The organism is Microbacterium galbinum (assembly GCF_023091225.1).
GTDB classification, from domain to species: Bacteria; Actinomycetota; Actinomycetes; order Actinomycetales; family Microbacteriaceae; genus Microbacterium; species Microbacterium galbinum.
In genome coordinates this window covers 177,096-203,372 of sequence record NZ_JAHWXM010000002.1, presented here as the reverse complement: position 1 = coordinate 203,372, position 26,277 = coordinate 177,096, and the positions used below count along the sequence as shown (strand labels likewise).

The 26,277-nt window shown below is 68.8% G+C and carries 27 protein-coding genes; 14 read left to right on the top strand and 13 right to left on the bottom strand.

What is annotated here, in order from left to right; all coding sequences use genetic code 11:
- Positions 1-10: 10 nt before the first annotated feature.
- From KZC52_RS15030 to KZC52_RS15010, 5 genes are all read left to right on the top strand, one after another.
- Positions 11-1,366 carry a glutamine synthetase family protein gene (locus tag KZC52_RS15030; RefSeq protein ID WP_247624951.1) on the top strand — a complete coding sequence of 452 codons (1,356 nt, stop codon included), beginning with the start codon at positions 11-13 and terminating at the stop codon, positions 1,364-1,366.
- Positions 1,347-2,099 (top strand): gamma-glutamyl-gamma-aminobutyrate hydrolase family protein, encoded by a 753-nt coding sequence (locus tag KZC52_RS15025; protein WP_247624950.1) that lies wholly within the window; start codon positions 1,347-1,349, stop codon positions 2,097-2,099. Before KZC52_RS15030 ends, KZC52_RS15025 begins: the two co-directional genes overlap by 20 nt.
- Positions 2,096-3,451: an aldehyde dehydrogenase family protein gene (locus KZC52_RS15020; RefSeq protein WP_247624949.1), complete on the top strand. Its 1,356-nt coding sequence runs from the start codon at positions 2,096-2,098 to the stop codon at positions 3,449-3,451. Before KZC52_RS15025 ends, KZC52_RS15020 begins: the two co-directional genes overlap by 4 nt.
- Before the next feature lie 44 nt (positions 3,452-3,495).
- Positions 3,496-4,275 carry a 3-oxoacyl-ACP reductase gene (locus KZC52_RS15015; protein WP_247624948.1) on the top strand — a complete coding sequence of 260 codons (780 nt, stop codon included), beginning with the start codon at positions 3,496-3,498 and terminating at the stop codon, positions 4,273-4,275.
- A gap of 64 nt (positions 4,276-4,339) precedes the next feature.
- Positions 4,340-5,068, top strand: a complete 729-nt coding sequence (locus tag KZC52_RS15010) for a FadR/GntR family transcriptional regulator (RefSeq protein WP_247624947.1) — start codon at positions 4,340-4,342, stop codon at positions 5,066-5,068.
- A gap of 23 nt (positions 5,069-5,091) precedes the next feature.
- On the opposite strand, the gene KZC52_RS15005 is transcribed toward KZC52_RS15010, so the two are convergent.
- From KZC52_RS15005 to KZC52_RS14970, 8 genes are all read right to left on the bottom strand, one after another.
- Complete coding sequence (locus tag KZC52_RS15005) at positions 5,092-6,480, bottom strand: aspartate aminotransferase family protein (protein ID WP_247624946.1); 1,389 nt, start codon at positions 6,478-6,480, stop codon at positions 5,092-5,094.
- A gap of 16 nt (positions 6,481-6,496) precedes the next feature.
- Positions 6,497-7,981 (bottom strand): CoA-acylating methylmalonate-semialdehyde dehydrogenase, encoded by a 1,485-nt coding sequence (locus KZC52_RS15000; RefSeq protein ID WP_247624945.1) that lies wholly within the window; start codon positions 7,979-7,981, stop codon positions 6,497-6,499.
- 42 nt (positions 7,982-8,023) lie between these two features.
- Positions 8,024-9,418 carry an aspartate aminotransferase family protein gene (locus KZC52_RS14995; protein WP_247624944.1) on the bottom strand — a complete coding sequence of 465 codons (1,395 nt, stop codon included), beginning with the start codon at positions 9,416-9,418 and terminating at the stop codon, positions 8,024-8,026.
- Entirely contained in the window at positions 9,415-9,882 is a 468-nt protein-coding gene (locus KZC52_RS14990) for an Lrp/AsnC family transcriptional regulator (protein WP_247624943.1), read from the bottom strand. Before KZC52_RS14990 ends, KZC52_RS14995 begins: the two co-directional genes overlap by 4 nt.
- Before the next feature lie 84 nt (positions 9,883-9,966).
- On the bottom strand, positions 9,967-11,127 hold the full coding sequence (locus KZC52_RS14985; protein WP_247624942.1) for an acyl-CoA dehydrogenase family protein: 1,161 nt from the start codon (positions 11,125-11,127) through the stop codon (positions 9,967-9,969).
- A complete protein-coding gene (locus tag KZC52_RS14980) occupies positions 11,124-11,882 on the bottom strand; it encodes an alpha/beta fold hydrolase (protein ID WP_247624941.1) in 759 nt (252 codons plus the stop codon). Before KZC52_RS14980 ends, KZC52_RS14985 begins: the two co-directional genes overlap by 4 nt.
- Before the next feature lie 54 nt (positions 11,883-11,936).
- Positions 11,937-12,848, bottom strand: coding sequence for a sugar kinase (locus KZC52_RS14975; RefSeq protein ID WP_247624940.1), 912 nt, complete (start codon positions 12,846-12,848; stop codon positions 11,937-11,939).
- Positions 12,845-14,053 carry an MFS transporter gene (locus KZC52_RS14970; protein WP_247624939.1) on the bottom strand — a complete coding sequence of 403 codons (1,209 nt, stop codon included), beginning with the start codon at positions 14,051-14,053 and terminating at the stop codon, positions 12,845-12,847. Before KZC52_RS14970 ends, KZC52_RS14975 begins: the two co-directional genes overlap by 4 nt.
- A gap of 378 nt (positions 14,054-14,431) precedes the next feature.
- On the opposite strand from KZC52_RS14970, the gene nrdH reads away from it, so the two are divergent.
- The 4 genes from nrdH to nrdF are packed head-to-tail and all read left to right on the top strand — an operon-like array spanning position 14,432 to position 18,307.
- Positions 14,432-14,665 carry a glutaredoxin-like protein NrdH gene (gene nrdH / locus KZC52_RS14965; RefSeq protein ID WP_247624938.1) on the top strand — a complete coding sequence of 78 codons (234 nt, stop codon included), beginning with the start codon at positions 14,432-14,434 and terminating at the stop codon, positions 14,663-14,665.
- Between the two features lie 40 nt (positions 14,666-14,705).
- Positions 14,706-15,155, top strand: coding sequence for a class Ib ribonucleoside-diphosphate reductase assembly flavoprotein NrdI (gene nrdI / locus KZC52_RS14960; RefSeq protein WP_247624937.1), 450 nt, complete (start codon positions 14,706-14,708; stop codon positions 15,153-15,155).
- Between the two features lie 20 nt (positions 15,156-15,175).
- Positions 15,176-17,296, top strand: coding sequence for a class 1b ribonucleoside-diphosphate reductase subunit alpha (gene nrdE, locus KZC52_RS14955; protein WP_247625269.1), 2,121 nt, complete (start codon positions 15,176-15,178; stop codon positions 17,294-17,296).
- Positions 17,297-17,326: 30 nt separating this feature from the next.
- The gene (gene nrdF, locus KZC52_RS14950; RefSeq protein WP_247624936.1) at positions 17,327-18,307 is read left to right on the top strand and encodes a class 1b ribonucleoside-diphosphate reductase subunit beta; all 981 of its coding nucleotides are present in this window, start codon (positions 17,327-17,329) and stop codon (positions 18,305-18,307) included.
- A gap of 70 nt (positions 18,308-18,377) precedes the next feature.
- Here the strand turns inward: nrdF and KZC52_RS14945 are convergent, their stop codons facing one another.
- Positions 18,378-19,313, bottom strand: a complete 936-nt coding sequence (locus KZC52_RS14945; protein WP_247624935.1) for a hypothetical protein — start codon at positions 19,311-19,313, stop codon at positions 18,378-18,380.
- A 341-nt stretch (positions 19,314-19,654) separates the two neighbouring features.
- Here KZC52_RS14945 and KZC52_RS17620 point away from each other — a divergent pair, with 341 nt between their 5' ends.
- Complete coding sequence (locus tag KZC52_RS17620) at positions 19,655-21,625, top strand: CLIPPER-2 domain-containing protein (RefSeq protein WP_247624934.1); 1,971 nt, start codon at positions 19,655-19,657, stop codon at positions 21,623-21,625.
- Positions 21,626-21,679: 54 nt separating this feature from the next.
- On the top strand, positions 21,680-22,690 hold the full coding sequence (locus KZC52_RS14935; protein ID WP_247624933.1) for a hypothetical protein: 1,011 nt from the start codon (positions 21,680-21,682) through the stop codon (positions 22,688-22,690).
- On the opposite strand, the gene KZC52_RS14930 is transcribed toward KZC52_RS14935, so the two are convergent.
- Positions 22,620-23,231: a flavodoxin family protein gene (locus tag KZC52_RS14930; protein WP_247624932.1), complete on the bottom strand. Its 612-nt coding sequence runs from the start codon at positions 23,229-23,231 to the stop codon at positions 22,620-22,622. The genes KZC52_RS14935 and KZC52_RS14930 overlap by 71 nt on opposite strands.
- 109 nt (positions 23,232-23,340) lie before the next feature.
- Here KZC52_RS14930 and KZC52_RS14925 point away from each other — a divergent pair, with 109 nt between their 5' ends.
- Positions 23,341-23,544 (top strand): hypothetical protein, encoded by a 204-nt coding sequence (locus tag KZC52_RS14925; protein ID WP_247624931.1) that lies wholly within the window; start codon positions 23,341-23,343, stop codon positions 23,542-23,544.
- Between the two features lie 21 nt (positions 23,545-23,565).
- On the opposite strand, the gene KZC52_RS14920 is transcribed toward KZC52_RS14925, so the two are convergent.
- From KZC52_RS14920 to KZC52_RS14910, 3 genes are read right to left on the bottom strand one after another with little or no spacing between them, the layout of a single operon-like run.
- On the bottom strand, positions 23,566-24,168 hold the full coding sequence (locus KZC52_RS14920; protein ID WP_247624930.1) for a GNAT family N-acetyltransferase: 603 nt from the start codon (positions 24,166-24,168) through the stop codon (positions 23,566-23,568).
- Positions 24,169-24,176: 8 nt separating this feature from the next.
- The gene (locus KZC52_RS14915) at positions 24,177-24,578 is read right to left on the bottom strand and encodes an ImmA/IrrE family metallo-endopeptidase (protein WP_247624929.1); all 402 of its coding nucleotides are present in this window, start codon (positions 24,576-24,578) and stop codon (positions 24,177-24,179) included.
- Between the two features lie 7 nt (positions 24,579-24,585).
- On the bottom strand, positions 24,586-24,963 hold the full coding sequence (locus KZC52_RS14910; RefSeq protein WP_247624928.1) for a helix-turn-helix domain-containing protein: 378 nt from the start codon (positions 24,961-24,963) through the stop codon (positions 24,586-24,588).
- Between the two features lie 94 nt (positions 24,964-25,057).
- Here KZC52_RS14910 and KZC52_RS14905 point away from each other — a divergent pair, with 94 nt between their 5' ends.
- Positions 25,058-25,285, top strand: coding sequence for an XRE family transcriptional regulator (locus tag KZC52_RS14905; protein WP_247624927.1), 228 nt, complete (start codon positions 25,058-25,060; stop codon positions 25,283-25,285).
- Positions 25,286-25,346: 61 nt separating this feature from the next.
- On the top strand, positions 25,347-26,276 hold the full coding sequence (locus KZC52_RS14900; protein WP_247624926.1) for an aldo/keto reductase: 930 nt from the start codon (positions 25,347-25,349) through the stop codon (positions 26,274-26,276).
- Position 26,277: the final 1 nt, after the last annotated feature.

The following is a 26,277-nucleotide window of genomic DNA, read 5'->3' as shown; positions in this document are numbered from 1 at the left end:
GGAGCGTCAGATGTCGGGAAACCTGAGCATCGAGCAGCTGGACGCCGGCATCGCCGCCGGCGAGATCGACACCGTGATCGTGGCCTTCGCCGATGCGCAGGGGCGTCTGGTCGGCAAACGCGTCTCGGCCCGCCTGTTCCAGGAGGACATCCTGTCGCACGGCGCCGAGGCCTGCGACTACCTGCTGTCGGTCGACGTCGACATGAACACGGTCGACGGCTACGCGATGTCGGGATGGGACCGCGGCTACGGTGACATGGTGCTGCGGCCCGACGCAGAGACGCTCCGCAACATCCCGTGGCTCGAGGGGACGGCGCTCGTGATGGCCGACCTCGTCTGGCAGAACGGCGAGCCGGTCGGACCGTCACCCCGGGCCATCCTCGACCGTCAGCGCGACCGGCTCGCCGAACGCGGCTGGACCGCGTACTCGGGCACGGAGCTCGAGTTCATCGTGTTCGAAGACACCTATCGCGAGGCCTGGGCGCGCAAGTATGAGGGGCTCACCCCCGCCACCGACTACAACGTCGATTACAACCTGCTCGCATCGACCCGCATGGAACCGCTGCTGCGCGACATCCGCAACGGCATGGACGGCGCAGGTCTCTACTGCGAGGGCGTCAAGGGCGAGTGCAACTTCGGTCAGCAGGAGATCGCCTTCCGCTACGCCGAGGTGCGCGAGACCGCCGACCAGCACGCGATCTACAAGAACGGCGCGAAGGAGATCGCCGAACAGCACGGTCAGTCGCTCACGTTCATGGCCAAGTTCAACGAGCGCGAGGGCAACAGCTGTCACATCCATCTGTCCCTGCGAGATCGGTCGGGCGCTCCGGTGATGGCCGGTGACGGCGAGCACGGATTCAGCCCCGTCATGGAGCACTGGATCGCCGGCATCCTCGCGACGCTGCGCGAGTTCACCCTGCTGTTCGCCCCGAACATCAACTCCTACAAGCGATTCGCCAAGGGCAGCTTCGCCCCGACGGGGGTCGCGTGGGGCATCGACAACCGCACCTGCGCCCTGCGCGTCGTCGGATCCGGATCGGGTCTGCGCGTCGAGAACCGGGTGCCGGGCGGAGACGTGAATCCCTACCTCGGCATCGCGGCGATCATCGCCGGCGGTCTGCACGGCATCGAGAACGAGCTGCCGCTGCCCGAGCGCTTCACCGGCAACGCCTACGAGGCGGGCGTCGATCACCTGCCCACGACCCTGCGCGAGGCCGCGCAGCTCTTCCGCGAGTCGACGATCGCTCGGGCGGCGTTCGGCGACGACGTGGTCGAGCACTACCTGAACCAGGCGCGCATCGAGGTCGAGGCCTACGACGCGGCCGTCACCGACTGGGAGCGCATCCGTGGTTTCGAGCGCCTCTGACCCCGCGCCGCTGATCGGCATCACGACCTACCTGGAGCGCGCGCAGCAGGGGGTGTGGGACGTGCGGGCGGCCTTCCTGCCCGAGCAGTACCTCACGAGCGTGACGTCGTCCGGCGGCATCGCGCTGCTGCTGCCGCCGCAGGATCCGGATGCCGCCGACGCGGCCATCGCGGGAATGGACGGGCTCGTGCTCTCCGGCGGCGCGGACGTCGCCCCCGAACTCTACGGCGAGCAACGGCATCCGCTCACCGACCCCGCGCGGGTCGATCGCGACGCGTGGGAGCTCGCGCTGTTCCATGCGGCCGAGCGTCGCGGCATCCCGGTGCTCGCGATCTGCCGGGGGCTGCAGCTCGTGAACGTCGCCCGCGGCGGCACGCTGCAGCAGCACCTGCCCGAATCGCTCGGGACCGAGAGGTACCGGATCGGCGGCGGCGTGTTCGCCGAGAACGACGTCGAGGTCGAGGTCGATACGGCGCTCGCCGGGATCCTCGGAGAGACCGACATGCGCGTGCACAGCTACCACCACCAGGGCGTCGGCCGGTTGGGCGACGGGCTCGTCGCCGCCGCGCACTCCGATGACGGCCTCGTTCAGGCCTTCGTCGACACGGCAGGCGCCCACATCGTCGGCGTGCAATGGCACCCCGAGGAGAACGCCGAGGACCGGCGACTCTTCGCCGATCTCGTCACACAGGCACGCGCGTTCGCCGCGCGGCGGAAGGAGGACGCCCGATGAGCGCGTTCACGGTCATCAACCCGTCGACGGGCGCGGCGATCCGCGAGATCGCCCGCGCCGATGCCGGAGAGACGGATGCCGCGATCGCGCGCGCCGTGTCCGCTCAGCGCCGGTGGGCGGCGCTCGCCCCCGTCGCGCGCGCCGATGAGCTGCGGGCGTTCGCGCGCGCCGTCGAGGGCGCCGCCGAGGAGCTGGCGCAACTGGAGGTGCTCAACTCCGGGCATCCGATCGGCTCCGCCCGGTGGGAGGCGGGTCATGTCGCCCAGGTGCTCAACTACTACTCCGCCGACCCCGAACGACTCTCGGGCCGGCAGATCCCGGTGGCGGGCGGGCTCGACGTCACCTTCCACGATCCCTACGGCGTGGTCGGGGTGATCGTGCCGTGGAACTTCCCGATGACGATCGCCGCGTGGGCGTTCGCTCCGGCGCTCGCCGCGGGCAACGCGGTGGTGCTGAAACCCGCCGAACTGACCCCGCTGACCGCGATCCGTCTGGGCGAGCTCGCGCTCGAAGCGGGGCTGCCCGCGGGACTCTTCGAGGTCGTGACCGGTTCGGGCTCCGTGGTGGGGCAGCGTCTCGTCGAGCATCCGGACGTGCGCAAGGTGGTCTTCACGGGGTCGACCGAGGTCGGCATCGAGGTCGCAGCCGGCTGCGCGCGGGCGCTCAAGCCCGTCACCCTCGAACTCGGTGGCAAGAGCGCCAACATCGTCTTCGCGGATGCCGATCTCGAGAAGGCCGCCGCGGCCGTCCCGGGATCGGTGTTCGACAACGCGGGGCAGGACTGCTGCGCGCGCAGCAGGCTCCTCGTGCAGCGTTCGGTGTACGACCGGTTCCTCGAGCTGTTGGAGCCGGCGGTCGCGGCGTGGCGGGTCGGTGACCCGTCGAGTGCCGACACCGACATGGGTCCGCTCATCTCCGCCGGTCACCGCGACACGGTCGCCGGGTTCCTCGACGACGCGACGATCGCATTCCGGGGGAGTGCACCGGAGGGCGATGGGTTCTGGTTCGCGCCCGCGGTGGTGCTGGCAGACCCCGCCGATCGGATCGCCCAGCAGGAGGTGTTCGGTCCGGTCGTCGCGGTCATGCCCTTCGACGACGAAGCCGACGCGATCCGTCTCGCGAACGACACCGCCTACGGCCTCGCCGGCTCCCTCTGGACCGAGAACCTCGGCCGCGCCGTCCGCGTCTCGCGCGGCGTGCAGAGCGGCGTGCTGTCGGTGAACTCGCACTCCTCGGTGCGCTACGCGACGCCCTTCGGCGGCATGAAGGCCTCCGGACTCGGGCGCGAGCTGGGGCCGGACGCCGCCGAGCACTTCACCGAGACCAAGAACGTCTTCTTCGCGACCGACTGAGCGCGACCCCGATCCCCTCGACCACCTGCAACGGAGAAACACACATGAGCATCGATCTGACCCAGCGCCTGAAGGACCGCGTCGCCATCATCACCGGTGGAGCGAGCGGCATCGGCTTCGCCACCGCCCAGCGCTTCGCCGCCGAGGGGGCGTTCGTCGTCATCGCCGACGTCGACCCCACCTCGGGCGAGAAGGCGGCGGCCGAGGTCGGCGGGGCGTTCCGCCCGGTCGACGTCGCCGACCAGACCAAGGTCGACGCGCTGTTCGACGGCGTGGCAGCGGAGTTCGGGCGCATCGACATCGCCTTCAACAACGCCGGAATCTCGCCCGCCGACGACGACTCGATCGAGACGACCGAGCTGCCCGCCTGGGACCGCGTGCAGGACGTGAACCTCAAGAGCGTGTACCTCTGCAGCCGTGCGGCTCTGCGTCACATGGTGCCGGCGGGCCGCGGATCGATCATCAACACCGCCTCGTTCGTCGCGCTGCTGGGATCGGCGACCTCGCAGATCAGCTACACCGCGTCGAAGGGCGGCGTGCTCGCGATGTCGCGCGAGCTGGGCGTGCAGTTCGCCCGGCAGGGCGTACGGGTCAACGCGCTCTGCCCGGGGCCGGTGAACACCCCGCTGCTGCAGGAGCTGTTCGCGAAGGACCCCGAGCGCGCGCAGCGGCGTCTCGTGCATGTGCCGATGGGGCGCTTCGCCGAGCCGTCCGAACTCGCCGCCGCTGTCGCCTTCCTCGCCTCCGACGACTCGTCGTTCATCACCGCCAGCGCCTTCGTCGTCGACGGCGGCATCACCAACGCCTACGTCACTCCACTGTGAAGCGGGATGCGGTGATGTCGGATGCTGTGAAGCGGGATCATGTCGCTGTGACAGGCTGAGAAGCATGAGCGAGCACCCTTCCGACGGCGATCTCGTCGAGGTGCGCCGGGCGGTCTACCGCCCGCTGCGCCGCGGGAACGCTCTCGAGGATGCGGTCGCTCGCCTCGTGCAGACCATCCGACTCGGCGTCGTCGCTCCGGGGGAGTCGTTGCCCCCGGAGCGCGAGCTCGCGGCGTCCTTCGGGGTGAGCCGCGACACCGTGCGTGACGCGATCCGTGAGCTCGCCGACACCGGCTATCTGGTGCCGAAGCGCGGGCGGTACGGCGGCACGTTCGTCGCGGATCCGCTGCCGGAACCCTCGGATGCCGGGGCGGTGACCGCGGCCGAGATCGACGACGTGCTCGGCCTCCGGCGCGTGCTCGAGACCGGCGCCGTGCGCGCGGCGGCGAGCCGCACGCTGGATGCCGCGACGCGGGCGGATCTGTGGGCGCGGCACGAATCGGCGCTTCCGGCCGGCCCCGAGGAGTACCGCCGTCTCGACACGCTGCTGCACCTGGCGATCGCGGAGGCCGCGGGCGTCCCGTCACTCGTGGCGCTCGTCGCCGAGAACCGGGCCGACGTCAACGCCTGGCTCGACACCTTCCCCCTCCTGCCGCGCAACATTCAGCACTCGGGAGAGCAGCACGAGCGCATCGTCACGGCGATCCTCGCGGGTCGGCCCGACGTCGCCGAGGCCGCGATGCGCGACCACCTCGCCGGTTCCGAGGCGCTGCTGCGCGGGTTCCTGATCTGAATCCCGGGCAGCCGCGCAGTCCGTCAGCGCGCGGCCGCCTCGTCGGCGACGTTCAGCGCCTCATCGATCACGGCGAGTCCGCGCACCAGGTCGTCCTCCGAGATGATCAGCGGCGGCGCGACGTGCACGCGGTTGAAGTGCACGAACGGCCAGACGCCGCCCTTCTTCGCCGCGGCGGCGAAGGCACCCATCGGCGCGGCATCCGCTCCGGACGCATTGAACGGTACGAGCGGTTCGCGGGTCGCGCGGTCGCGCACCAGCTCGATCGCCCAGAAGAGACCGCGTCCGCGCACCTCGCCGACGCTCGGATGCGTCTCGGTCCAGCGGCGCAGGGTCGGTTCGACGATGCGCTCGCCCAGATCGCGCACGCGCTCGAGGATACCGTCGCGACGGAACACCTCGAAGGTGGCGACGCCCGCCGCGCACGCGAGCGGATGCCCGGAGTAGGTGAGTCCGCCGGCGAACGGCATCTCGTCGAACGCCGCGGAGATGCGATCCGAGATCACCACGCCGCCCAACGGCACGTAGCCGGAGTTGACGCCCTTCGCGAAGCTGATCAGGTCGGGTGTCGCATCGAACGCGTCGATGCCGAACCACTCGCCGAGGCGGCCGAACCCGACCATCACCTCGTCGGCGATGTAGACGATGCCATAGCGGTCGCACAGCTCGCGCACGCCGGGAAGGTACCCGGGCGGCGGCACGAGCACGCCGTTGGTGCCGACGACGGTCTCGATGATGATCGCCGCGATCGTGGCCGGACCCTCGAGCTGGATCGTCTGCTCGAGGTGTGCGAGCGCCCGCTCGGACTCCTGCTCGGGCGTCTCGGCGTGGAAGGGCGACCGGTACAGGTAGGGGCCGAAGAAGCGCACCGTGCCGTTGTCGACGCCGTCGTTCGCCCAGCGCCGCGGGTCGCCGGTGAGCGAGATCGCCGTGGAGGTCGACCCGTGGTAGCTGCGGTACATCGAGAGCACCTTGCGGCGCCCGGTGAACTGGCGAGCCATGCGCACGGCGTACTCGTTGGCCTCGGCGCCGCCGTTGGTGAAGAACACCTTCTGCATGCCCGCGGGCGCGACTTCGGAGATCAGGCGGGCGAGTTCGCCCCGCACGTCGTTCGCCATCGACGGCTGGATGGTCGCGAGCCGGCCGGCCTGCTGCTGGATCGCGGCGACCAGATCGGGATGCTGGTGGCCGAGGTTGAGGTTCACGAGCTGACTCGAGAAGTCGAGGTAGGCGTTGCCCGCGTAGTCCCAGAACGTCGATCCCTCGCCGGCGGCGACGGGCAGAGGATCGATCAGAGCCTGTGCGCTCCACGAGTGGAAGACGTGCCCCCGGTCGTCGGCGCGCACCTGCGCCTCGGCATCCGGAGCAGGCAGCGCGTGGGCCGCACCGTGGCGGTCGGTGAAGTTCGTCATCGGTCGTGCTCCTCGATCAGTGGTTGCTCGGGAAGCCGAGGTCGATCTGCGACGGCGTGTGGTCGGGCCAGCGGGTGGTGACCACTTTGGAGCGCGTGTAGAAGTGCACGGACTCGGGGCCGTAGATGTGGGAGTCGCCGAACAGCGAGTCCTTCCAGCCGCCGAAGGAGTACGCACCGATCGGCACGGGGATCGGCACGTTGACTCCGACCATCCCGACCTCGATGTCGAACTCGTACTGACGGGCCGTTCCGCCGTCGCGGGTGAAGATCGCGGTGCCGTTGCCGTAGGCGTTGGCGTTCACGAGCGCCACGGCATCCGCGTAGGTGTCGACGCGCACGACCGACAGCACCGGGCCGAAGATCTCGTCGTCGTACACCTTCGTGCCCGGGGTGACGTGGTCGATCAGACTGACGCCCAAGAAGAAGCCGTTCGAGTCGAACTCCTTCGCGGTGCCGTCGACGACGACCGTGGCGCCCTCGGCCGCCGCTCCCGTGACGTACGAGGCCACCCGGTCGCGGTGCTCGCGGGTGATGAGCGGGCCCATCTCGCTGGAGGGATCGGTGCCGTCGCCGATCGTGAGTCCGTCGATGCGGGAGGCGATCGCCGAGACCAGGTCGTCGGCGACGTCGCCGACGGCGACGAGCACCGACACGGCCATGCAGCGCTCGCCGGCCGAGCCGTAGGCGGCGGAGACCGCGGCATCGGCCGCCGCGTCGATGTCGGCATCCGGCATCACGACCATGTGGTTCTTCGCGCCCCCGAGGGCCTGCACGCGCTTGCCCGCGGCCGAGGCGCGCTGGTAGATCGAGCGGGCGATCGGGGTGGAGCCCACGAAGCTGACGGCCGACACGGTGGGCGACTCGAGCAGGGCGTCGACGGCCTCCTTGTCGCCGTGCACGACGTTGAGCACGCCGTCGGGGAGGCCCGCCTCCCGGAAGAGCTTCGCCAGCCACACGGCGGCCGACGGGTCCTTCTCGCTGGGCTTGAGCACGACCGTGTTGCCGCAGGCGATCGCCGAGGCGACCATCCACAGCGGCACCATCACGGGGAAGTTGAACGGCGTGATCGCGGCGACCACCCCCACCGGCTGCTTGACCGAGTGCACGTCGACGCCGCGTGAGACCTGTTCGCTGCGCTCGCCCTTGAGCAGGTGCACGAGACCGGCGGCGAACTCGACGTTCTCGATGCCGCGCGACACCTCGCCCGCGGCATCCGAGAGCACCTTGCCATGCTCGGAGGTGACGATCGCCGCGAGCTCGGGCGTGCGCTCCTTGAGCAGCTGGCGCAGCCGGAAGAACACGTCGGCGCGCTTGATCAGGCTCGTCTCGCGCCAGGCGGGTGCGGCGGCCGCGGCGGCGGCGATCGCGCCGTCGACCTCGGCGGTCGAGGCGAACGCGACCTCGCGGGTCACCTCACCGGTCGCGGGGTTGAAGATCTGACCGGTGCGGGCCGCCTCGGCGGTCTCCGAACCGTTGATGACATGACGGACGACGTCCACAGTGCTCCTGAGGGTGTGAAGGGGAAGGGGGAGAGGGGCTGCTCAGAGAACGGCCTGCGCGCGGGTGAGCACGTCGCGCAGGATCTGCTCGATCTCGCGGAACTCGGCCGGACCCACGGTCAGCGGCGGCGCGAGCTGGATCACGGGGTCGCCCCGGTCGTCGGCGCGGCAGTACAGGCCGGCCTCGAACAGCGCGGGAGAGAGGAATCCGCGCAGGAGTCGCTCGGACTCGGCGTCGTCGAAGGTCTCGCGCGTCGCCTTGTCCTTCACCAGCTCGATGCCGAAGAAGTAGCCGTCGCCGCGCACATCGCCCACGATCGGCAGATCGCTCAGCTTCTCGAGCTCGGCGCGGAACAGCGGCGAGTTCTCGCGGACGCGGGCGTTGAGTCCCTCCTCGTCGAAGATCGCGAGGTTCTCGAGCGCCACCGCCGCCGAGACCGGGTGACCGCCGAACGTGTAGCCGTGAGGGAACGACAGGTCGCCCTTCGAGAACGGCTCGTAGATGCGGTCGCTGACGATCGTCGCGCCGATCGGCGAGTACCCGCTCGTCATGCCCTTCGCGCAGGTGATCATGTCGGGCTCGTAGCCGAGACCCGTGCACGCGAAGGTGTGGCCGAGGCGCCCGAAGGCGCAGATGACCTCGTCCGAGACGAGCAGCACGTCGTGCCGGTCGCAGATCTCGCGCACCCGCTGGAAGTAGCCGGGAGGGGGCGGGAAGCATCCGCCGGAGTTCTGCACCGGCTCGAGGAAGACCGCGGCGACGGTGTCGGCGCCCTCGAAGAGGATCATCTCCTCGATGCGGTCGGCGGCCCAGCGGCCGAAGGCCTCGAGGTCGTCGGCGGGGGCACCCATCTCGGCCGCCCGGTAGAAGTTGGTGTTCGGCACCCGGAATCCGCCCGGGGCGACCGGCTCGAACATCGCCTTCATCGCGGGGATGCCGGTGATCGCCAGGGCGCCGTGCGGGGTGCCGTGATAGGCGACCGAGCGCGAGATCACCTTGTGCTTGGTGGGCTTGCCCTGCAGCTTCCAGTAGTGCTTCGCGAGTTTGAGCGCGGTCTCGACGGCTTCACCGCCGCCGGTCGAGAAGAAGACGCGGTTGAGGTCGCCGGGTGCCTCGTCGGCGAGGCGGTCGGCGAGTTCGATCGCCGCCGGGTGCGCGTACGACCACAGCGGGAAGAACGCGAGCTCGGATGCCTGCTTCGCCGCGGCCTCGGCGAGACGCTGCCGCCCGTGGCCGGCGTTGACGACGAAGAGGCCGGCGAGCCCGTCGAAGTACTCCTTGCCCTTCGCGTCCCAGATGCGGTGGCCCTCGCCCTTGACGATGATCGGCACACCGGAGGTGGCCATGGTCGACTGGCGCGTGAAGTGCATCCAGAGGTGGTCCTGAGCCTTCGCCTGCAGTGCGGCCTCGGCCTCGGGTGAGAGAGCGGTGTTCATCGGGTCCCCCAGTTGTAGAGCTGCTTCTGCAGCTTGGCGTAGATGAAGGTCTCGGTCGACAGCACGCCGTCGATCGGTCGGATGACGTCGTTGATCAGGGACAGCAGGTCTTCGTCGTCCTCGCAGACGACCTCGGCGAGCACGTCGAAGGCGCCGACCGTGATGACGACATAGTCGATCGCCTCGATCTCGGCGACGGCCTCGGCGACGCGGCGCGCATCGCCGGACACGCGGATGCCGATCATCGCCTGCCGGTGGAAGCCGAGCTGCATGGGGTCGGTGACCGCCACGATCTGCATCACCCCGGATTCGGTGAGCCGCTGCACGCGCTGACGGACCGCTGCTTCGCTCAGGCCGACGACGCGGCCGATGTCGGAGTACGAGCGACGCCCGTCGTCCTGGAGCAGCTCGATGATCGTCTTGGAGACGGCATCGAGGGGGGACTGCTTCTTCGAGGAGACCATGGTGCGATCCTCGCACCCGTAGCCGGTCATTTCAACCGATTTCGCAGGATCGATTCATTCAATCTGCGAATTCGGCAGGAAGTGTCAGGTTTTGCGGGGGCCGAGCCAGGCGCTCGCCGCGGTCGCGTGCGCGGATTCGGGATCGGAGGGGTGGAAGGCTCCGGCGAGCACGTCGCGGTAGAGGCGGGACAGCTCGTTGCTCGAGAAGTACGAGCCGCCTCCGGCGACGAGCATCGCCTCGTCGACGACCTGCTTCGCCGTCGTGATCGCGCGGTGCTTGAGCCCCGACAGCAGCGTGAACCAGCGGGCGCCGTGATCGACGCGCTCGTCGACGTCGCGCGCGAGGGCCCGGATCTGCGGCGGGAGCGCGTCGTAGGCGAGGCCCATGTCGGCGATCCGCCAGCGGATGTCGGGGTCCTGGCTGTACGCGGCGCCGGTGCTCTTCGAGCGGCGCCGGTGAGCGGTCTCGACCGCGAGATCGAGCGCGCGGCGGGCGAGCCCGGTGTAGACCGAGGCCAGCAGCACCTCGAAGACGCTGAAGATGCCGAACACGATCGGGTCGGGGTTCGGTCCCGGATCGATGCGCCGCACGACGTGCTCGGCGGCGGCCGCCGCGCCCGACAGACGAGTGGTGCGGCTCTGGGTGGCGCGCATGCCGAGGGTGTCCCAGTCGTCGCCGGTGACGACGGCATCCGTGCGCTCCACGAACGCGAACACGAGCTTCGGAGCGTCGGCGCTCGTCGTGTCGAGGCCGTGCAGTCCGAGCTTCGTCCACACCGGGGCGAGCGAGGTGAAGATCTTCGTGCCGGTGAACGTGTAGCCGCCGTCGGCGGTGGGCACGGCATCCGTGTCGCTGCCGAACAGCACGAGGTCGTTGCCGCCCTCGCTGATGCCGAAGGCGAAGACCTCGCCCGCGACTGCGCCGTCCTGCACGAACTCGAGGCCGGGGACCCCGCGGTCGGAGAACACCTTCGCGACACCCGTCCAGACGAGGTGCATGTTGATCGCCAGCGCGGTCGCCGGTGCGGCCGAGGCGAGGCGCTGCTGCAGGATCGCCGCCTCGGCGAGCCCGAGTCCCGCACCTCCCCGGTCGGCCGGGACGAGGATGGCGAGGTACCCGGCGGCGCGGAGCTCATCGAGATCCTGCTGGGGGAACGTGTTCTCGCGGTCGTGGATCGGTGCGCGTTCGCGGATCCGCTCGAGCAGATCGTCGGGCAGGAAGGCGGCCGGGTCGAAGGCGCTCATGCCAGGGCCTCCCGGAGCTGACGGATCGACTCCTCCGGCTTGTCGCGGTGCAGCGAGTGCCCGGCGCCGTCGACGATCGACATCGTCACGAGCGGGTTCGCGCTCAGCACGTCGGTCGCGGTATCGCCGGTGAAGATGCTGTAGACCTCGGGATCCGAGGCGATCACGTGCGTGGGTACGGCGAGGCGTGCGGCATCCGCTCGCACGTCCCAGGGGGTGTTCTGCACGCTGGTCTGCTCGACCGCCCAGGCGCTCGCCCGACGGACCGCGTCGACCTTGAGCTCCCAGTCCTGCGGGTGCCAGTGCGGATGCTCCTGCTGCACGACCTCGATCCGCTGGTCCGCGAACGCGCGCTCCTGACTCTTGCGCACGATCTTCGCGTCGCGGCCCTCGACGAAGATCGCGGGGTCGAGCAGGATCAGACGGCGCGTCCAGTCCGGGTCGGAGGCCGCGGCCACCGTGCTCGATGCGCCGCCGAGCGAGTGGCCGACGACGGCATCCCACGCGCCTCCGCGCTGCGGTCGCGCGATCCCGAGATCCGCGGCGTACGCGGCGACGGTGTATTCGAGCGCCCGCGGTGCGTCGCCGTGACCGCGCAGGTCGACGGCGACCGCGTGCCACCCGGACTCGGCGAGGGCCTCGCCGAGGCGCCACATCAGCGCGCCGGACGACCCCAGCCCGTGCACGAGGAGCGCATGGCGGTCGGCGGTCGGATCGCCCCAGGAGAGGCGGGGGAGCATGAGCGGTGCGGCCATGCCCTCAGCCTAGAACCGCGACGGGAGGGAGTCTCCGTCGGGTGTCGATCGCCGTCATCCGAGCGGCGGCAGGTCTCCGTGGGTGCGGAGCACGCGCGCCGCGGCGGCGTGCCCGGCGGAGAGCCGGTCGGCGAGGGCCGTGCCATCGAGGGTCGCGGCGAGGAAACCCGCGGCGAAGGCGTCGCCGGCTCCGACGGGCTCGACGACGTCGACGCGCGGAGCGGGGACGAACACGGGCTCCTCGCCGGCGGCGAAGGCGGTCGCGCCGACGTCGCCGTCCTTGACGATCAGGAGAGCGCAGTTCGGCAGATGGGCGCGCACATCGGCGGCGGTCGCGGTGCCCCAGAGCCGCTCGGCCTCGTCACGGCCCACGAAGGCGATGTCGGCGGCGTCGGCGAGGCGGGTCAGAGTGGCCTGCGCGTCGTCCATCGACCACAGCGCTCGGCGGTCGTTCACATCGAACGAGACGAGGGCCCCCGCCTCGCGGGCGTCGACGTACAGGTCGTCGACCATGGCGCGGCACGAGGCGGAGAGCGCGGGCGTGATGCCCGTCGTGTGCACGACGCGCACGCCCCGCAGCCGGTCGACGGAGAGGAAGCCGGAATCCATCAGGGAGGCGGCCGATCCGCGGCGGTAGTAGTAGACCGACGAGGACTCGACGCCCGGATCCTTGAACATGACGCCGGTGGGAGCATCCGCGTCCTTCTCGGCCCAGAGCTCGACCCCGCGCCGAGCAAGCTCGCCGGTGATGCGCTCAGCGATGGGATCGTCGCCGAGGCGCGACGCCCACACGGCCCGGTGCCCCGCGGCGACCAGGCCGACCGCGACGTTGCCCTCGGCGCCCGCGATGCCGAGGGCGGCGGTCTCGGTCTCGGCCAGAGGAGCGCCCAGTGCGGTGACGAGGCCCATGGACTCGCCGATGCAGACGACCTCGGGCGCGGACGGAGAAGAGGGGAGCGTGCTCATGAGGGGGTGACCGCCAGGGGTTCGGTGTCGGGGTAGGGGCTCGCGTCGCGATGACGCAGGTCGGGGAGGGCGCGGACGAAGACGATCGACACGACCAGACCGAGCGCGGCGAAGAGGACGGCGGCGAAGTAGGCTCCGCGGGCGTCGGTGGCATCGACGAGGAAGCCGGCCACCGCGGATCCGGCAGCGGCGCCGATGAGCTGACCGGTGCCCGCCCAGCCGAAGGCCTCGGCGGTCTCGCTGAACTTGACGCTCGCCGTCGTGATCGCGAACAGCACCGCGAGGGCCGGCGCGATGCCGATACCGGCGAGGATGAGCGTGCCGCCGAGCCAGAACACGTTGAGCGAGACCATGGTGAGCGCGAGGCCGACCGTCACGATCGTGAGGCGGCGCGCCATCGCCCACGGCCCGATCGGGATGTGTCCGAACGACAGCCCACCCGCGAGGCTTCCCACCGCGAAGACCGCGAGCACCAGGCCCGCCTCGAGACTGCCGTGCTCGAAGGTCGCGACCACGCCCACCTCGACCGCGGAGCACGCGCCGATGAGGAGGAAGCCGATCATGGTGGCCATCAGCACCGGGGGCTTGAGCACCACCTTGCCGAGCGCGCTGCGGCTGCGCGGGATGCGCACGCGCCCGACCTCGGGGGAGAGGATGAACCACGAGCCGCCGCCGACGAGGAACACCGCCACGAGGAGCAGGCCCTGCGTGGTGCCGACCTGGGTCGAGACCAGCGTGATGACCACCGGGGCGAGGATCCAGATGATCTCCTGCAGCGAGGCGTCGAGGGAGAAGAGGGGAGTGAGCTGCTTGGCGTTGACGAGCTTGGGGTAGATCGTGCGCACCGCCGACTGCACGGGCGGTGTCGAGAGCCCGGCGATCAGACCGAGCGCCATGTACCCGGGCAGGCTCAGGGGGAGCAGGGCCAGGCAGAGCACGGCGACGACGCAGACCGAGAGGGTGAGGGTGAGCACCCGACGCATGCCCCACGCGCCCATCCAGCGGCTGGTCACGGGGCCGGCGACGGCCTGCCCGACGCTCGTCGCGGCGAGGACGAGGCCCGCGGCGCCGTACGACCCGGTCTGCTGCTCGACGTGCAGCAGGATCGCGAGCGAGGACATGCCGTTGGGGAATCGCGCCGTCAGCTGAGCCGCGATCATGCGCGCCACTCCGGGCGTGCGAAGAAGGTCCTGATATCCCGCCACCAGACAACGGTACCGGCAGCCGCGGACGCTACGGGAACGGTCGGATGCCCCGGCATCGGCGACACGCCGACGACACGCCGAGGAGCAGTTTCCACAGGAATCCGAATGTCGGATGCCCGGCGTAGCGTGCGACCTGTGGATGGATCTCTCACAGGTGCCTCCCAGCCGCGATTTCTCGCGGTTCGGGAGCCCTGCGCCCGCCCCTCCGCCTGTGGAAGAAACGGTGGAGAACCTGTGTTGTATCTGGGGAGAGCGGTGGAAAAACTACACGAATGTAACTACTACCCCTTGTGGTCACTCCGAGTGTCCGTCCCTATATGTAGTATTGAACTCCCGGCGGAGGACTGCCGGCCACACAACGATTCTGAGGGGAAACAGATGTCGATCACGGTCTACACCAAGCCTTCCTGCGTCCAGTGCAACGCGACCTACCGCGCCCTGGATGCCAAGGGCATCGAGTACGAGATCCACGACCTGTCGGAGGACCCGACGGCCCTGGAGCAGGTCAAGGCGCTGGGCTACATGCAGGCGCCGGTCGTCGTCACCGACGAGGACCACTGGTCGGGCTTCCGTCCCGACAAGATCGACGAGCTCGCGACCCGTCTGGCCTGATCGGGCAGCCGCGCAGCGGGGTGAGAGAGCGAATCGACGCATGAACGCCATCGCGACCGCAGCACCGCTCCTCGTCTACTTCTCGAGCGTGTCCGGAAACACGGCGCGCTTCATCGAGAAACTGGGCCTTCCCGCCCGACGTATCCCGCTCCACCGGAACGACGGAGAGCTCGTCATCGACGAGCCCTACGTTCTGGTCACCCCGACCTATGGCGGGGGCGAGGGGCGAGGCGTCGAGCGGGGCGCCGTGCCCAAGCAGGTGATCCGGTTCCTCAACGACGAGCGCAACCGTCGTCACATCCGCGGAGTGATCTCCGCAGGCAACACCAACTTCGGCGAGGCATTCTGCCTCGCCGGCGACATCATCAGCCGTAAGTGCCACGTGCCTCACTTGTATCGGCTAGAAATCTTCGGCACACAGGACGACGTGGATCGCGTCAGCGACGGATTGGAACGAGTGTGGGCAGCGCAGTTGACGAGCAGACCGTGACACAGCAGGCGGCGTTCAAGATGAACCAGGCGTACGAGGGGCTGGACTACCACGCCCTGAACGCGATGCTGAACCTCTACGACGCGAACGGCAAGATCCAGTTCGACGCCGACAAGCGTGCGGCGCGGGAGTACTTCCTGCAGCACGTCAACCAGAACACGGTCTTCTTCCACTCCCTCAAGGAGCGCCTCGACTACCTGGTCGAGAAGGAGTACTACGAGCCGGCCGTGATCGAGCAGTACTCGCTCGAGTTCATCCAGAAGCTCAACGACCTCGCTTACGGCAAGAAGTTCCGCTTCGAGACGTTCCTCGGCGCCTTCAAGTACTACACGAGCTACACGCTCAAGACGTTCGACGGCAAGCGCTACCTCGAGCGCTTCGAGGACCGCGTCGTCATGACCGCCCTCGGACTCGCCGACGGTGACGAGAAGCTCGCCGTCGCCCTGGTGGAGGAGATCATCTCCGGCCGGTTCCAGCCGGCGACGCCGACCTTCCTCAACGCGGGCAAGGCGCAGCGCGGCGAGCTCGTCAGCTGCTTCCTCCTGCGCATCGAAGACAACATGGAGTCGATCGCCCGCGGCATCAACTCGGCGCTGCAGCTCTCCAAGCGCGGCGGCGGCGTGGCGCTGCTACTCTCGAACATCCGTGAGGCCGGCGCCCCGATCAAGCAGATCGAGAACCAGTCCTCGGGCATCATCCCCGTGATGAAGCTGCTCGAAGACAGCTTCAGCTACGCCAACCAGCTCGGTGCCCGTCAGGGCGCGGGTGCGGTGTACCTCAACGCGCACCACCCCGACATCATGCGGTTCCTCGACACCAAGCGCGAGAACGCCGACGAGAAGATCCGCATCAAGACCCTCTCGCTGGGTGTCGTCGTTCCCGACATCACCTTCGAGCTCGCCAAGAACGGCGAGGACATGTACCTCTTCTCGCCGTACGACGTCGAGAAGGTCTACGGCGTGCCCTTCGGTGACATCTCGGTCACCGAGAAGTACCGCGAGATGGTCGACGACTCGCGCATCAAGAAGACCAAGATCAACGCTCGCGAGTTCTTCCAGACCGTCGCCGAGATCCAGTTCGAGTCGGGCTACCCGTACATCATGTTCGAGGACACGGTGAACAAGGCCAACCCGATCAAGGGCCGCATCAACATGTCGAACCTCTGCAGCGAGATCCTGCAGGTGAACACGCCGACCACGTACAACGACGACCTGTCGTACGACCAGATCGGCAAGGACATCTCCTGCAACCTCGGCTCGATGAACATCGCGCTCTCGATGGATGCCGACGACCTCGGTCAGACCGTCGAGACGGCGATCCGTGCGCTCAGCGCGGTGAGCGACCAGAGCCACATCCGCTCGGTCCGTTCGATCGAAGACGGCAACGACCGCTCGCACGCCATCGGCCTCGGCCAGATGAACCTGCACGGCTACCTCGCTCGCGAGCACGTCTACTACGGCTCCGAAGAGGGCATCGACTTCACGAACATCTACTTCTACACGGTGCTGTTCCACGCGCTGCGCGCCTCGAACAACCTCGCGATCGAGCGCAAGCAGGCGTTCGACGGCTTCGAGGACTCGACGTACGCCTCGGGCGCGTTCTTCGACAAGTACATCGACCAGGAGTGGGTGCCGGCGACCGAGAAGGTCAAGGAGCTCTTCGCGGGCAAGCACATCCCGACGCAGGCCGACTGGGTGGCGCTGAAGGCGTCCATCCAGGAGCACGGCATCTACAACCAGAACCTGCAGGCGGTGCCGCCGACCGGATCGATCTCGTACATCAACAACTCGACGTCGTCGATCCACCCGATCGCGTCGAAGATCGAGATCCGCAAGGAAGGCAAGCTCGGTCGCGTCTACTACCCGGCGGCGTTCATGACGAACGACAACCTGGAGTACTACCAGGACGCCTACGAGATCGGCTACGAGAAGGTCATCGACACGTACGCCGCGGCGACGCAGCACGTCGACCAGGGCCTGTCGCTGACGCTGTTCTTCAAGGACACCGCCACGACGCGCGACATCAACAAGGCGCAGATCTACGCATGGCGCAAGGGCATCAAGACGATCTACTACATCCGTCTGCGTCAGATGGCGCTCGAGGGCACCGACATGACCGAGTGCGTCTCCTGCATGCTCTGACCCGTCACTGATTATCGAGAAACGACGAACATGACTCCTCACCCTCCGCTCAAGCTGGTCGACAGCGTGCAGGCGATCAACTGGAACCGCATCGAAGACGACAAGGACCTCGAGGTCTGGAACCGTCTGGTGAACAACTTCTGGCTGCCCGAGAAGGTGCCGCTGTCGAACGACATCCAGTCGTGGAACACGCTCACCCCCGAGGAGCAGCTGCTGACGATGCGCGTCTTCACGGGTCTCACTCTGCTCGACACGATCCAGGGAACCGTGGGCGCCGTGTCGCTCATCCCCGACTCGATCACCCCGCACGAAGAGGCGGTGTACACCAACATCGCATTCATGGAGTCGGTGCACGCGAAGAGCTACTCCTCGATCTTCTCGACGCTCGCGTCGACGAAGGAGATCGACGAGGCGTTCCGGTGGTCGACCGAGAATCCGAACCTTCAGAAGAAGGCTCAGATCATCATGGACTACTACCAGGGCGACGACCCGCTCAAGCGCAAGATCGCCTCGACCCTGCTCGAGTCGTTCCTGTTCTACTCGGGCTTCTACCTGCCGATCTACTGGTCGTCGAAGGCGAAGCTGACGAACACGGCCGACCTCATCCGCCTCATCATCCGTGACGAGGCCGTGCACGGCTACTACATCGGCTACAAGTTCCAGAAGGGTCTCGAGAACGAGACCCAGGAGCGCCGCGACGAGCTGAAGGACTACACCTTCTCGCTCCTCTACGAGCTCTACGACAACGAGGTGCAGTACACGCAGGACCTCTACGACGGCGTCGGGCTGACCGAGGACGTCAAGAAGTTCCTGCACTACAACGCCAACAAGGCGCTCATGAACCTCGGCTACGAGGCGATGTTCCCGTCGACGGTCACGAACGTGAACCCGGCGATCCTGTCGGCCCTGTCGCCGAACGCCGACGAGAACCACGACTTCTTCTCGGGCTCGGGTTCCTCCTACGTCATCGGCAAGGCCGAGGCGACGGAAGACGACGACTGGGACTTCTGAGTCACTGTCAGCGGGGCGGTCCGCTCGGCGATCATCTCGCGTGATCGGTTCCGGCGCGCTCGTGATCGGTTCAGGCGCGCTCGCCGGCAAGGCGAGCGCGCCGCTCCTCCTCGCGTTTCGAGTAGGTGGCGGCGCGGATCGAATCGTCCGACTCCAAGCCGGTGCCCAGTGCCCCGCCGAGAGTCGCGGCCGACGCGACGAACCAGGTGAGCACGAACAGGTCGGGAAGTGCGACGGCGCGACCGAGGGCGTCGCTCATCACCGCCGTATCGAGGACGAAGAGGGCCCAGGCGAGGTTCACGGCGTACAGGGCCAGATAGCAGATGACGATCCCCACGGTCAGAGTCAGAATCGTCGAGGTGTTGTAGAGCCGGGATCTCTCCCGCGACGCGGGCGAGTCGTCCTCGGGGCGGTCCCAGAGCTCGCCGTCGATCACGATCCAGGCGATGAGGATAGCGATGGAGGCGACCATCGCCGCCGCCAGGCGCCAGCCCGACAGGGAGATCGCGAGCGACCACACCGTCGGTTCGATCGTCGCCACGGCGCCAGTCGCCAGGGCCGCGACCAACGCCGACTTGAGTCCCGCGGCGAGCATCCACGGGCGGTTCGCCAGCACCATGCCCATGAGCAGGCGCCCGCGGGCGCTGATCCGGGGGAGCGGCAGGCGCTGATCCTCGCGCGTGGCGGGTTCGGCCATCTCATCCATGAGCCCTCGTACGGCGTGGCGTGCTCGCGCCTGCACCCGCACGCCGCCCAGAGCGGGCAGTGACAGCACCGCGGACCGGCGCCGCGCGTCGATCGCCGCCAGCAGATAGCGGCCGTCGTCGGCGCGCAGCGGGAGCTCGGTGACACCGACGACGAGATCCCACCCGTTCCGCTCGGCGTGCTCGCCGAGCCGAGCCACGGCGACGTCGACATCTTCGGACCCGAGGGTGAACGGTTCGCTGACGACTTCGACCGTCCAGCCGACGGCCTCGGCGGTGATCGGCGGCGCGAGGTCGGTCATCCGACGAGCCACGGCCGTGGGCGAAGCCGGATCTGCGACGAGCCCTACACGCAACGGCTCCATTTCCGAAACATACACCCGCATCGCGCCGGGGCGGCAAGACTGAATAGTCGTTCAAAGTAAATTGCGGATGAAGTGTGGCGCACTTCGCTCATTCGACACTTCCTGTCCAATAGGGTGAGCTGACCGAAATATCGCGGGGGATTCGAAAGAACGCGATGTGCCGGTGGTGCGCGCATCGGTATCCGACAGATGCGCGTAATGATCGGGCCGTTCCGGCGTCTCTTGAAGGGGAGGCGTTGATGGGACGCTGCCCACCTTTTACCCAGGGGAGAGCGCTTGTGAGCGTCAAGAAACTGTCGGCGTTCGCCGGCGCAGCAGCACTGTTGGCCATGTTGTTCACGGGAGTCGCGGCGGCTCCGGCATCCGCCGCTCCGATCGAGTCCAGTTGCGGGTACGCCAACCCGGACGGGGGCGGGAAGTTCCCCGACTCGATCTGTTGGCTCGACTTCGCCGGTTACGACTCCACTGTCGGTTTGACCGCCGAGGGGCAGCAGTTCGAGATGTCGCTGGGCGCGTACGACGTCTCATACACCGTGACCGAGCGCCCGGTAGCCGGGTGGAGCACCCGCGCGGTCACCGCGCAGCCGGCCAACGCCGGTCCATTCGTGATGGGTGTTCCCGGGTACTACAACGGCATCCCGGGTCAGCCGTTCCTCTACTCGTCGTCGGGAGCACTGTACGGCGCGGTGCAGATCAACGTCACCAACTTCCAGGTTTCGCTGAACGGCACCCCCGTGACGGGCTACGACCTCGTCACTGCGGCGCCGGAGACGACGGATGCCGTGACCGGCAACCTCGGAGAGTTCGTCTACTGGTCCTCCAACACTCCTCTCACGCTGATCGACAGCCACGCCCCGATCACCAGCGGGGGCGCGTGCGCGATGCCGCTCAACGGAAACGGCACGACCGCGGTGCAGTGCAACCCCGGTGTCGCGGGTAGCCCGTCGGCCTACGGGTCGATCCTCGCCGCCCCGTCGGCGACCTCGATCACCGGATCGCTCTTCATGTACGCACGCGGTGAGCGCGAAGGCCTCGCCTTCGGCATCCGCACCGCCAGCGTCTCGGTCGACAAGCAGGTCGCCAGCCGCGTCGACCCCACCGACTCGTTCGACCTGAGTGTCGCATCGAGCGAGGGTCCGCTCCTGGCATCCGCCTCGACGGGCGACGCCGACTCGGCATCGACCGACGTCGTGCCGGTGATCCCGAGCGGTCCGCTCACGCTCTCCGAAGCGTCGACCGCGGGCTCTGCGAGCCCGGTGGACTACTACGACGCCGACTGGGCGTGCACCAACGCGAATGCGACCAGCACCACCGAGCTGCCGGAGGGCGCGGGTGCGAGCCAGCAGCTCGCTCTCGTCGCCGGTGACGCGGTCAGCTGCACGGTCACGAACACCGCGAAGGCGGCGTCGCTCGGCCTCGTGAAGACCGTGAGCCCGACCACCGCGGCCGCGGGCGACACGGTCGTCTACGACTTCGCCGTCACGAACGACGGCGACCTGCCGGTCGACGGTCTCGCGATCGACGAGACGGCCTTCTCGGGTACGGGCGAGCTCGGCGAGATCGTGTGCCCCGTCACCGAACTCGCCGTCGGCGAGAGCACCACGTGCCAGGCGCCCTACGAGATCACGCAGGCCGATGTCGACGCCGGTGGTGTGAGCAACGAGGCCGTCGCGACGGCGCTGATCGCCGACACCACGGTGTCGTCGGCATCCGCTGCGTCCACCGCGCTCGTCGCGGTCGAGGGTGAATCCGCCCTCGCCGTGACCAAGACGGCATCCGTATCGACCGCCGCGGTCGGCGACGACGTTCTCTACACGCTCACCGCGACGAACGCCGGCGCCGTGACCCTCTCCGATGTCACGCTGACGGACACCGACTTCTCGGGATCGGCTCCGCTGGGTGACCTCGAGTGCGACGCGACCGCACCCGTGACGCTCGCCCCCGGCGATGTGCTCACCTGCACCGTGTCGTACGAGGTGCGCGCCGCCGACGTCGGCACGCTGACCAACGGTGCCGCGGGTTCCGCGATGGACCCCGATGAGAACCTCCTCACCGGATCGGCATCCGCGGCCGTGACCGTCACCGCACCCGCAGCCCCCGGTGGCACCACCCCGCCCGCGGCCGGCCAGGCAGGCGCCGGCCTGGCCATCACCGGAGGCGACCTGCCCTGGTACGCCGCCGGCTTCGGTCTGATGCTGCTGCTCGCCGGAGCGGCGACGATGGCCGTGCGCCGCGCGCGCCGCAGCTGATCCGCAACTGACACCTGGCGCAGCACGGGGCGGGCTTGATCCTAAGCTTGTCCCGTGCTGCGCCGTCCGCTCTTCTGGGGAGTCGTCCTCCTCGCCGCCGCCCTCGCGGCGACCCTGGCCGGCGACGACCTGAGCTTCTTGCCGTTCCTCCTGATGCTGGTGGGCGGGTGGTGCTTCGGCTTCGCCTTCGTGGGCCTCACGCTGCGGATGCCGAATCGCACGGGCGTTCCCCTTCACATCGGGGTCGCCGTGGTGCTGGCCGCGCTGATGATCGTCGTGGTCGAGTTCGCCGGGCCCTGGCTCGCGACGCTCTCCGAGCCGGTGCGCGCGGTCGTGGTGGTACTGCAGATGGCCGCGATCCCGGCGGCGGGATGGATCTGGCTCGGGCTGCTCTCGCGCGTGACCTCGGTGATGAGCCGTCGAGATGCCGCGAAGCGTCCGGCTCCGGTTCTCCGCACCTGGGAGCGTGCGCCGAGCGGCGACGGCTCGGAGCTGCGCGTCGACGCGGTCGAGATGCGCATGCGCGCCCTCACGCTGGCGATCGTCGGGATGATCCTGCCGGCCGGGCTCGTGGCGTTCGTGCTGATGGTCGTGTTCGACGACCTCGCGATGAGGCTCGGCCCGCGCATCGTGATCATCGCGCTGGGCCTGCTCGTCGGGTTGCCCCTGTATTTCGTGTTCACCGCCAGTGCGCGGCGTCGGTCCGTTCCCACCGTCATCGAGTTCGGGAACGACGAGCTGCGCCTCACGGTCGGCCTGGTGCACCATCGCGTCCCGTATCGCGACCTCAACCACCTGCTGTGGAGGCCACGCAGCGACTACGCGCGTATCGAGGTGCGCGCCGAAGGCGTCGACCTGTCGCTCCTCCTGGGGCTCGTCACACCTCCGCGCGGTGTGGAGCGCGGGCTGCCGGATCTGCCGAAGCGCGTGTTCCGGCGGCTGGAGCTCGCAGGTCTCTCGGTGGATCGATCGCGTCGCGACGAGGTCGTCACGTTCAGTCGGCCGGATACGCGCTCGTCTTCAGCGCCCGGGCGAGATGCGCGGCGTTCCGCGACGCGGTCGTGATCGTCTCCACGACCTTCTCCGGCGTCTCGTCGAGGTCCTTGTAGTCGACGCCCTGCATCGCTTCACCGTTCCAGTAGACCGACGCCTGCGCGGGGATCGTGTACCCGACGTCGTTGAGCGACTGGAAGAGGATCGCGGCGATGTGGTGCGCGCCGTCCTCGTTGCCCACGATCCCGGCGATCGCGACCTTGTCGAACAGGATCGGGCGCCCCTCGGCATCCGTCTCGGCGAGTTCGGCGTCGAGGCGCTCGAGCACCCGTTGGGCGACGCTCGAGTGCTGCCCCATCCACGTCGGGGTCACGAGCACGAGGATGTCGGCGCCGAGCACCTTCTCGCGGATGGCGGGCCACTCGTCGCCGTCCCCCATGTCGGTCTCGACGCCCGGCTTCACGGCGAGGTCGACGGCGCGCACCAGATCACCGGTGACGCCGTGGTCGGCGAGAGCGTCGAGGATCTGCGTGGCGAGCAGGTCGGAGCTCGAGTCGGCGGGGGAGGGCTTGAGCGTGCAGGTGATGGCGAGTGCGGTGAGCGCGGTGTACATGATGACGAGTAGAGCAGCGGATGCCGCGCGCGCGAAGGGGCTTCCGCGGATCGGTGCCCTGCGCTACGCGCGGTAGGCTGGAGGGGCGGCCGCTACGACAGGAGATCCCGTGATCCTCAGCTTCATCTTCTTCCTGATCCTCTTCCTCGGAGGGATCTACCTCATGGCCTTCGCGCAGACCGCCGAGGACTACCAGGCGATCATCTTCGTCGCGGGCCTCCTGATCACGATGCTGTCGCTCGCCTTCATGATGCGCGAGCGCGGCTCGGCCACGCGGCGCTCGAAGAACTGGTCGGGCCCCTCCACCGACTGATCACGGTCGGCGCCGGCGCCCTCACCTCCTGCGCGACAACCGCATCTCGAGGTTCGCGCGCACGGCGGGCCACTCCGGCTCGATGATCGAATACTCGACGCTGTCGCGGAGTGCGCCGTTGCGGTAGCGCGACATCGCGCGCATCACGCCGTCCTGCTTGGCGCCGAGGCGTTCGATCGCCGCACGGGACTGGAAGTTGACCCACTGGGTCGTGAGTCCGACGCGGAAGACGCCGAGCGTCTCGAAGGCGTGGCGCAGGAGCAGCAGCTTCGACTCCGCGTTCGTGCCGGTGCCGTGGGCGGAGGGGCGGTTCCACGTGTACCCGATGTGCAGGCGGGGCACGTCCTCGGCGATGTCGTAGTACGAAGTCAGGCCGAGCACGCGACCGGTCGCATCGACGGCGACGAAGGGGATCATCTCGCCCTTCGCGCAGAGATCGAGCCGCCGATCGATCTCTGCGGCAACCCCGTCGGGTGCGGGCACCGAGGTGTACCAGGCCGTCTGCCAGAGGTCGCCCTCTTCGACGGCTTCGATGAGGGAGTCGCGGTACGACGCGTCGAGCGGGCGCAGTTCGACGAGGCGGCCGGTGAGCGTGACGGGCGCGGGGGGAACGAGAAAAGCCATGCGGCCATTCAACCAGCGCGGCGCTGTCGTTCACTCGGGTGGGCGAGGAGCGCCTGGTAGGCGATCACCAGTTCGACCGTGACGTCGAGCTCGAACGCGAGGCTCGCCGGGTGCGGCCCACGGAGGTTCTCGGCGGCGGCGTAGGCCTGCGGGGAGATCAGGAGGCGTGCGGCCCAGGCATCGGCCTGGCGCTCCTGGCGAGCGCGCAGGCGCGCGTGCGTCGTCGGCGCGTGACGGAGCGTGGCGTGCCCGAGTTCGTGGGCCAGGACGCTGCGGGTGGTGCGGGCGCTCATGCCGGGGGCGACGCGGATGATGCTGTGCGCGGGGTCGAAGCCGCCGCGCGTGGGGCCGGCGCGTTCGACGATGTGCAGCCCGCGCTCCTCGGCGAGGCGGAGGAGCTGCGGGTCCATGTCGTTCCTACGAGTAGAGGTCGTCGGTGTCGCGATCGTGCGGGAGGGGAGAGCCGAAGGCGACTTCAGGGACATCCTGGCCGAGGGGTGCGACATCGGGGCGGCGGTGCAGGGGAGTGATCGTCGCCGGGGCGCTCGCGATGTCGGCGCTCAGGCGCTCTTCGGCGCGCGCGAGCACGAGGTGCGGAGCGACGTTGATGATCGCGCAGACCGTGTAGACGACCGGCACGGGGATGGCGCGTTTGCCGGTGACGTAGTTGTCGAGCGCGCTCCGCGCGACTCCCGCATCGCGCGCCATGGCGGCGATGCTGCTTCCTGCGGCGGCGATCTCGGCCCGCAGCTGACGGCCGACGGCCGCGTTGAACAGCTCCGCTGATGTCTTCACACGAGTCACGATAGCACCGTGATGGATGCAGTATGCCGTCATATTGGACACACGCGGTGTTGCGTGTCGCCAATCGGGAGGATACTGTCTACGTGTGACGGCAGATGATCGACAATTGGTGGCATCCGCGATCGTCTCCGCCCTGCGTGAGAGTCAGCGTTCGAAGAGATGGCTCGCGGAGCACTCCGGAATCGCCTACTCCACCCTACGTCGCAAGCTCGACGCGCAGGCCGACATCAGCGTCGTCGACCTCGCGCGCATCGCCGAGGCGCTGGATCGTTCGCCGGCATCCCTCCTCCCTGACCTGCGCTCGGGTCGCTGACCACTGACCACTGACCACTGACCACTGACGCGGGTGCCCGCCGCCGCGATATCGTGGCGCCATGAAGACCGTGCCTTTCGGAACCACCACCGCACCCGCCGTCGTCGCCGGGATGATGCGCATCGACGACAAGGACGACGCCCACATCCGGGCCCTGTACGACACGGCGCGCGCCGCCGGGATCGACTTCTTCGATCATGCCGACATCTACGGCGGACGCATGCACCACTGCGAGTCCCGGTTCGCCGCTGCCCTGCGTCTCACCGCCGCCGAGCGCGACGAGATCGTGCTGCAGACCAAGTGCGGCATCGTGCCCGACAAGGGGATGTTCGACTTCTCGTACGAGCACATCGTCGCGCAGGTCGAGGGATCTCTGCGTTCGCTGCGAACCGACCGCCTCGACGTGCTGCTGCTGCACCGCCCGGACGCGCTGGTCGAACCCGAGGAGGTCGCGCGGGCGTTCGACGAGCTCGAAGCCTCGGGCAAGGTGCGCGCATTCGGGGTGTCGAACCACACGCCGCGCCAGATCGACCTGCTGCGCACCGCGGTGCGCCAGCCCCTCGTCGCGAACCAGCTGCAGCTCTCGATCACGCACGCCCCGATCATCGCCCAGCCGATCGCGATGAACATGGCGGCCGAGGACCAGAGCATCGTGCGCGACGGCGGCGGGATCGTCGAGTACTGCCGCATCAACGGCATCACGATCCAGGCGTGGTCGCCGTTCCAGGGCGGCTTCTTCACCGGCGTCTTCCTCGGCAACCCGCAGTACGCCGAGCTGAACGCGGTCATCGACCGGCTCGCCGCCGCGCACGGCGTGACGCCGATCGCGATCGCGACGGCGTGGATCGTCCGTCACCCGGCGCGCATGCAGGTCGTCCTCGGCACCACGACGCCCGAGCGGGTGACGGATGCCGCGGCCGGGGCGGATGTCGAACTCACCCGTGAGGAGTGGTACGAGCTGTTCCGGGCTGCCGGGCACCTGCTTCCCTGAT

Excerpts from the sequence above, each read along its gene's own strand:
- KZC52_RS14975 (WP_247624940.1), bottom strand. The coding sequence starts at position 12,848 with ATGAGCACGCTCCCCTCTTCTCCGTCCGCGCCCGAGGTCGTCTGCATC.
- nrdI (WP_247624937.1), top strand. The coding sequence starts at position 14,706 with ATGAACGCCATCGCGACCGCAGCACCGCTCCTCGTCTACTTCTCGAGC.
- KZC52_RS14915 (WP_247624929.1), bottom strand. The coding sequence starts at position 24,578 with ATGGACCCGCAGCTCCTCCGCCTCGCCGAGGAGCGCGGGCTGCACATC.
- nrdF (WP_247624936.1), top strand. The coding sequence starts at position 17,327 with ATGACTCCTCACCCTCCGCTCAAGCTGGTCGACAGCGTGCAGGCGATC.
- nrdH (WP_247624938.1), top strand. The coding sequence starts at position 14,432 with ATGTCGATCACGGTCTACACCAAGCCTTCCTGCGTCCAGTGCAACGCG.
- KZC52_RS15010 (WP_247624947.1), top strand. The coding sequence starts at position 4,340 with ATGAGCGAGCACCCTTCCGACGGCGATCTCGTCGAGGTGCGCCGGGCG.
- KZC52_RS14995 (WP_247624944.1), bottom strand. The coding sequence starts at position 9,418 with ATGAACACCGCTCTCTCACCCGAGGCCGAGGCCGCACTGCAGGCGAAG.
- KZC52_RS15005 (WP_247624946.1), bottom strand. The coding sequence starts at position 6,480 with ATGACGAACTTCACCGACCGCCACGGTGCGGCCCACGCGCTGCCTGCT.
- KZC52_RS15020 (WP_247624949.1), top strand. The coding sequence starts at position 2,096 with ATGAGCGCGTTCACGGTCATCAACCCGTCGACGGGCGCGGCGATCCGC.
- KZC52_RS15015 (WP_247624948.1), top strand. The coding sequence starts at position 3,496 with ATGAGCATCGATCTGACCCAGCGCCTGAAGGACCGCGTCGCCATCATC.
- KZC52_RS14900 (WP_247624926.1), top strand. The coding sequence starts at position 25,347 with ATGAAGACCGTGCCTTTCGGAACCACCACCGCACCCGCCGTCGTCGCC.
- KZC52_RS14985 (WP_247624942.1), bottom strand. The coding sequence starts at position 11,127 with ATGAGCGCCTTCGACCCGGCCGCCTTCCTGCCCGACGATCTGCTCGAG.
- KZC52_RS15030 (WP_247624951.1), top strand. The coding sequence starts at position 11 with ATGTCGGGAAACCTGAGCATCGAGCAGCTGGACGCCGGCATCGCCGCC.
- KZC52_RS14920 (WP_247624930.1), bottom strand. The coding sequence starts at position 24,168 with ATGGCTTTTCTCGTTCCCCCCGCGCCCGTCACGCTCACCGGCCGCCTC.
- nrdE (WP_247625269.1), top strand. The coding sequence starts at position 15,176 with ATGAACCAGGCGTACGAGGGGCTGGACTACCACGCCCTGAACGCGATG.
- KZC52_RS14930 (WP_247624932.1), bottom strand. The coding sequence starts at position 23,231 with ATGTACACCGCGCTCACCGCACTCGCCATCACCTGCACGCTCAAGCCC.
- KZC52_RS14980 (WP_247624941.1), bottom strand. The coding sequence starts at position 11,882 with ATGGCCGCACCGCTCATGCTCCCCCGCCTCTCCTGGGGCGATCCGACC.
- KZC52_RS14945 (WP_247624935.1), bottom strand. The coding sequence starts at position 19,313 with ATGACCGACCTCGCGCCGCCGATCACCGCCGAGGCCGTCGGCTGGACG.
- KZC52_RS14990 (WP_247624943.1), bottom strand. The coding sequence starts at position 9,882 with ATGGTCTCCTCGAAGAAGCAGTCCCCCCTCGATGCCGTCTCCAAGACG.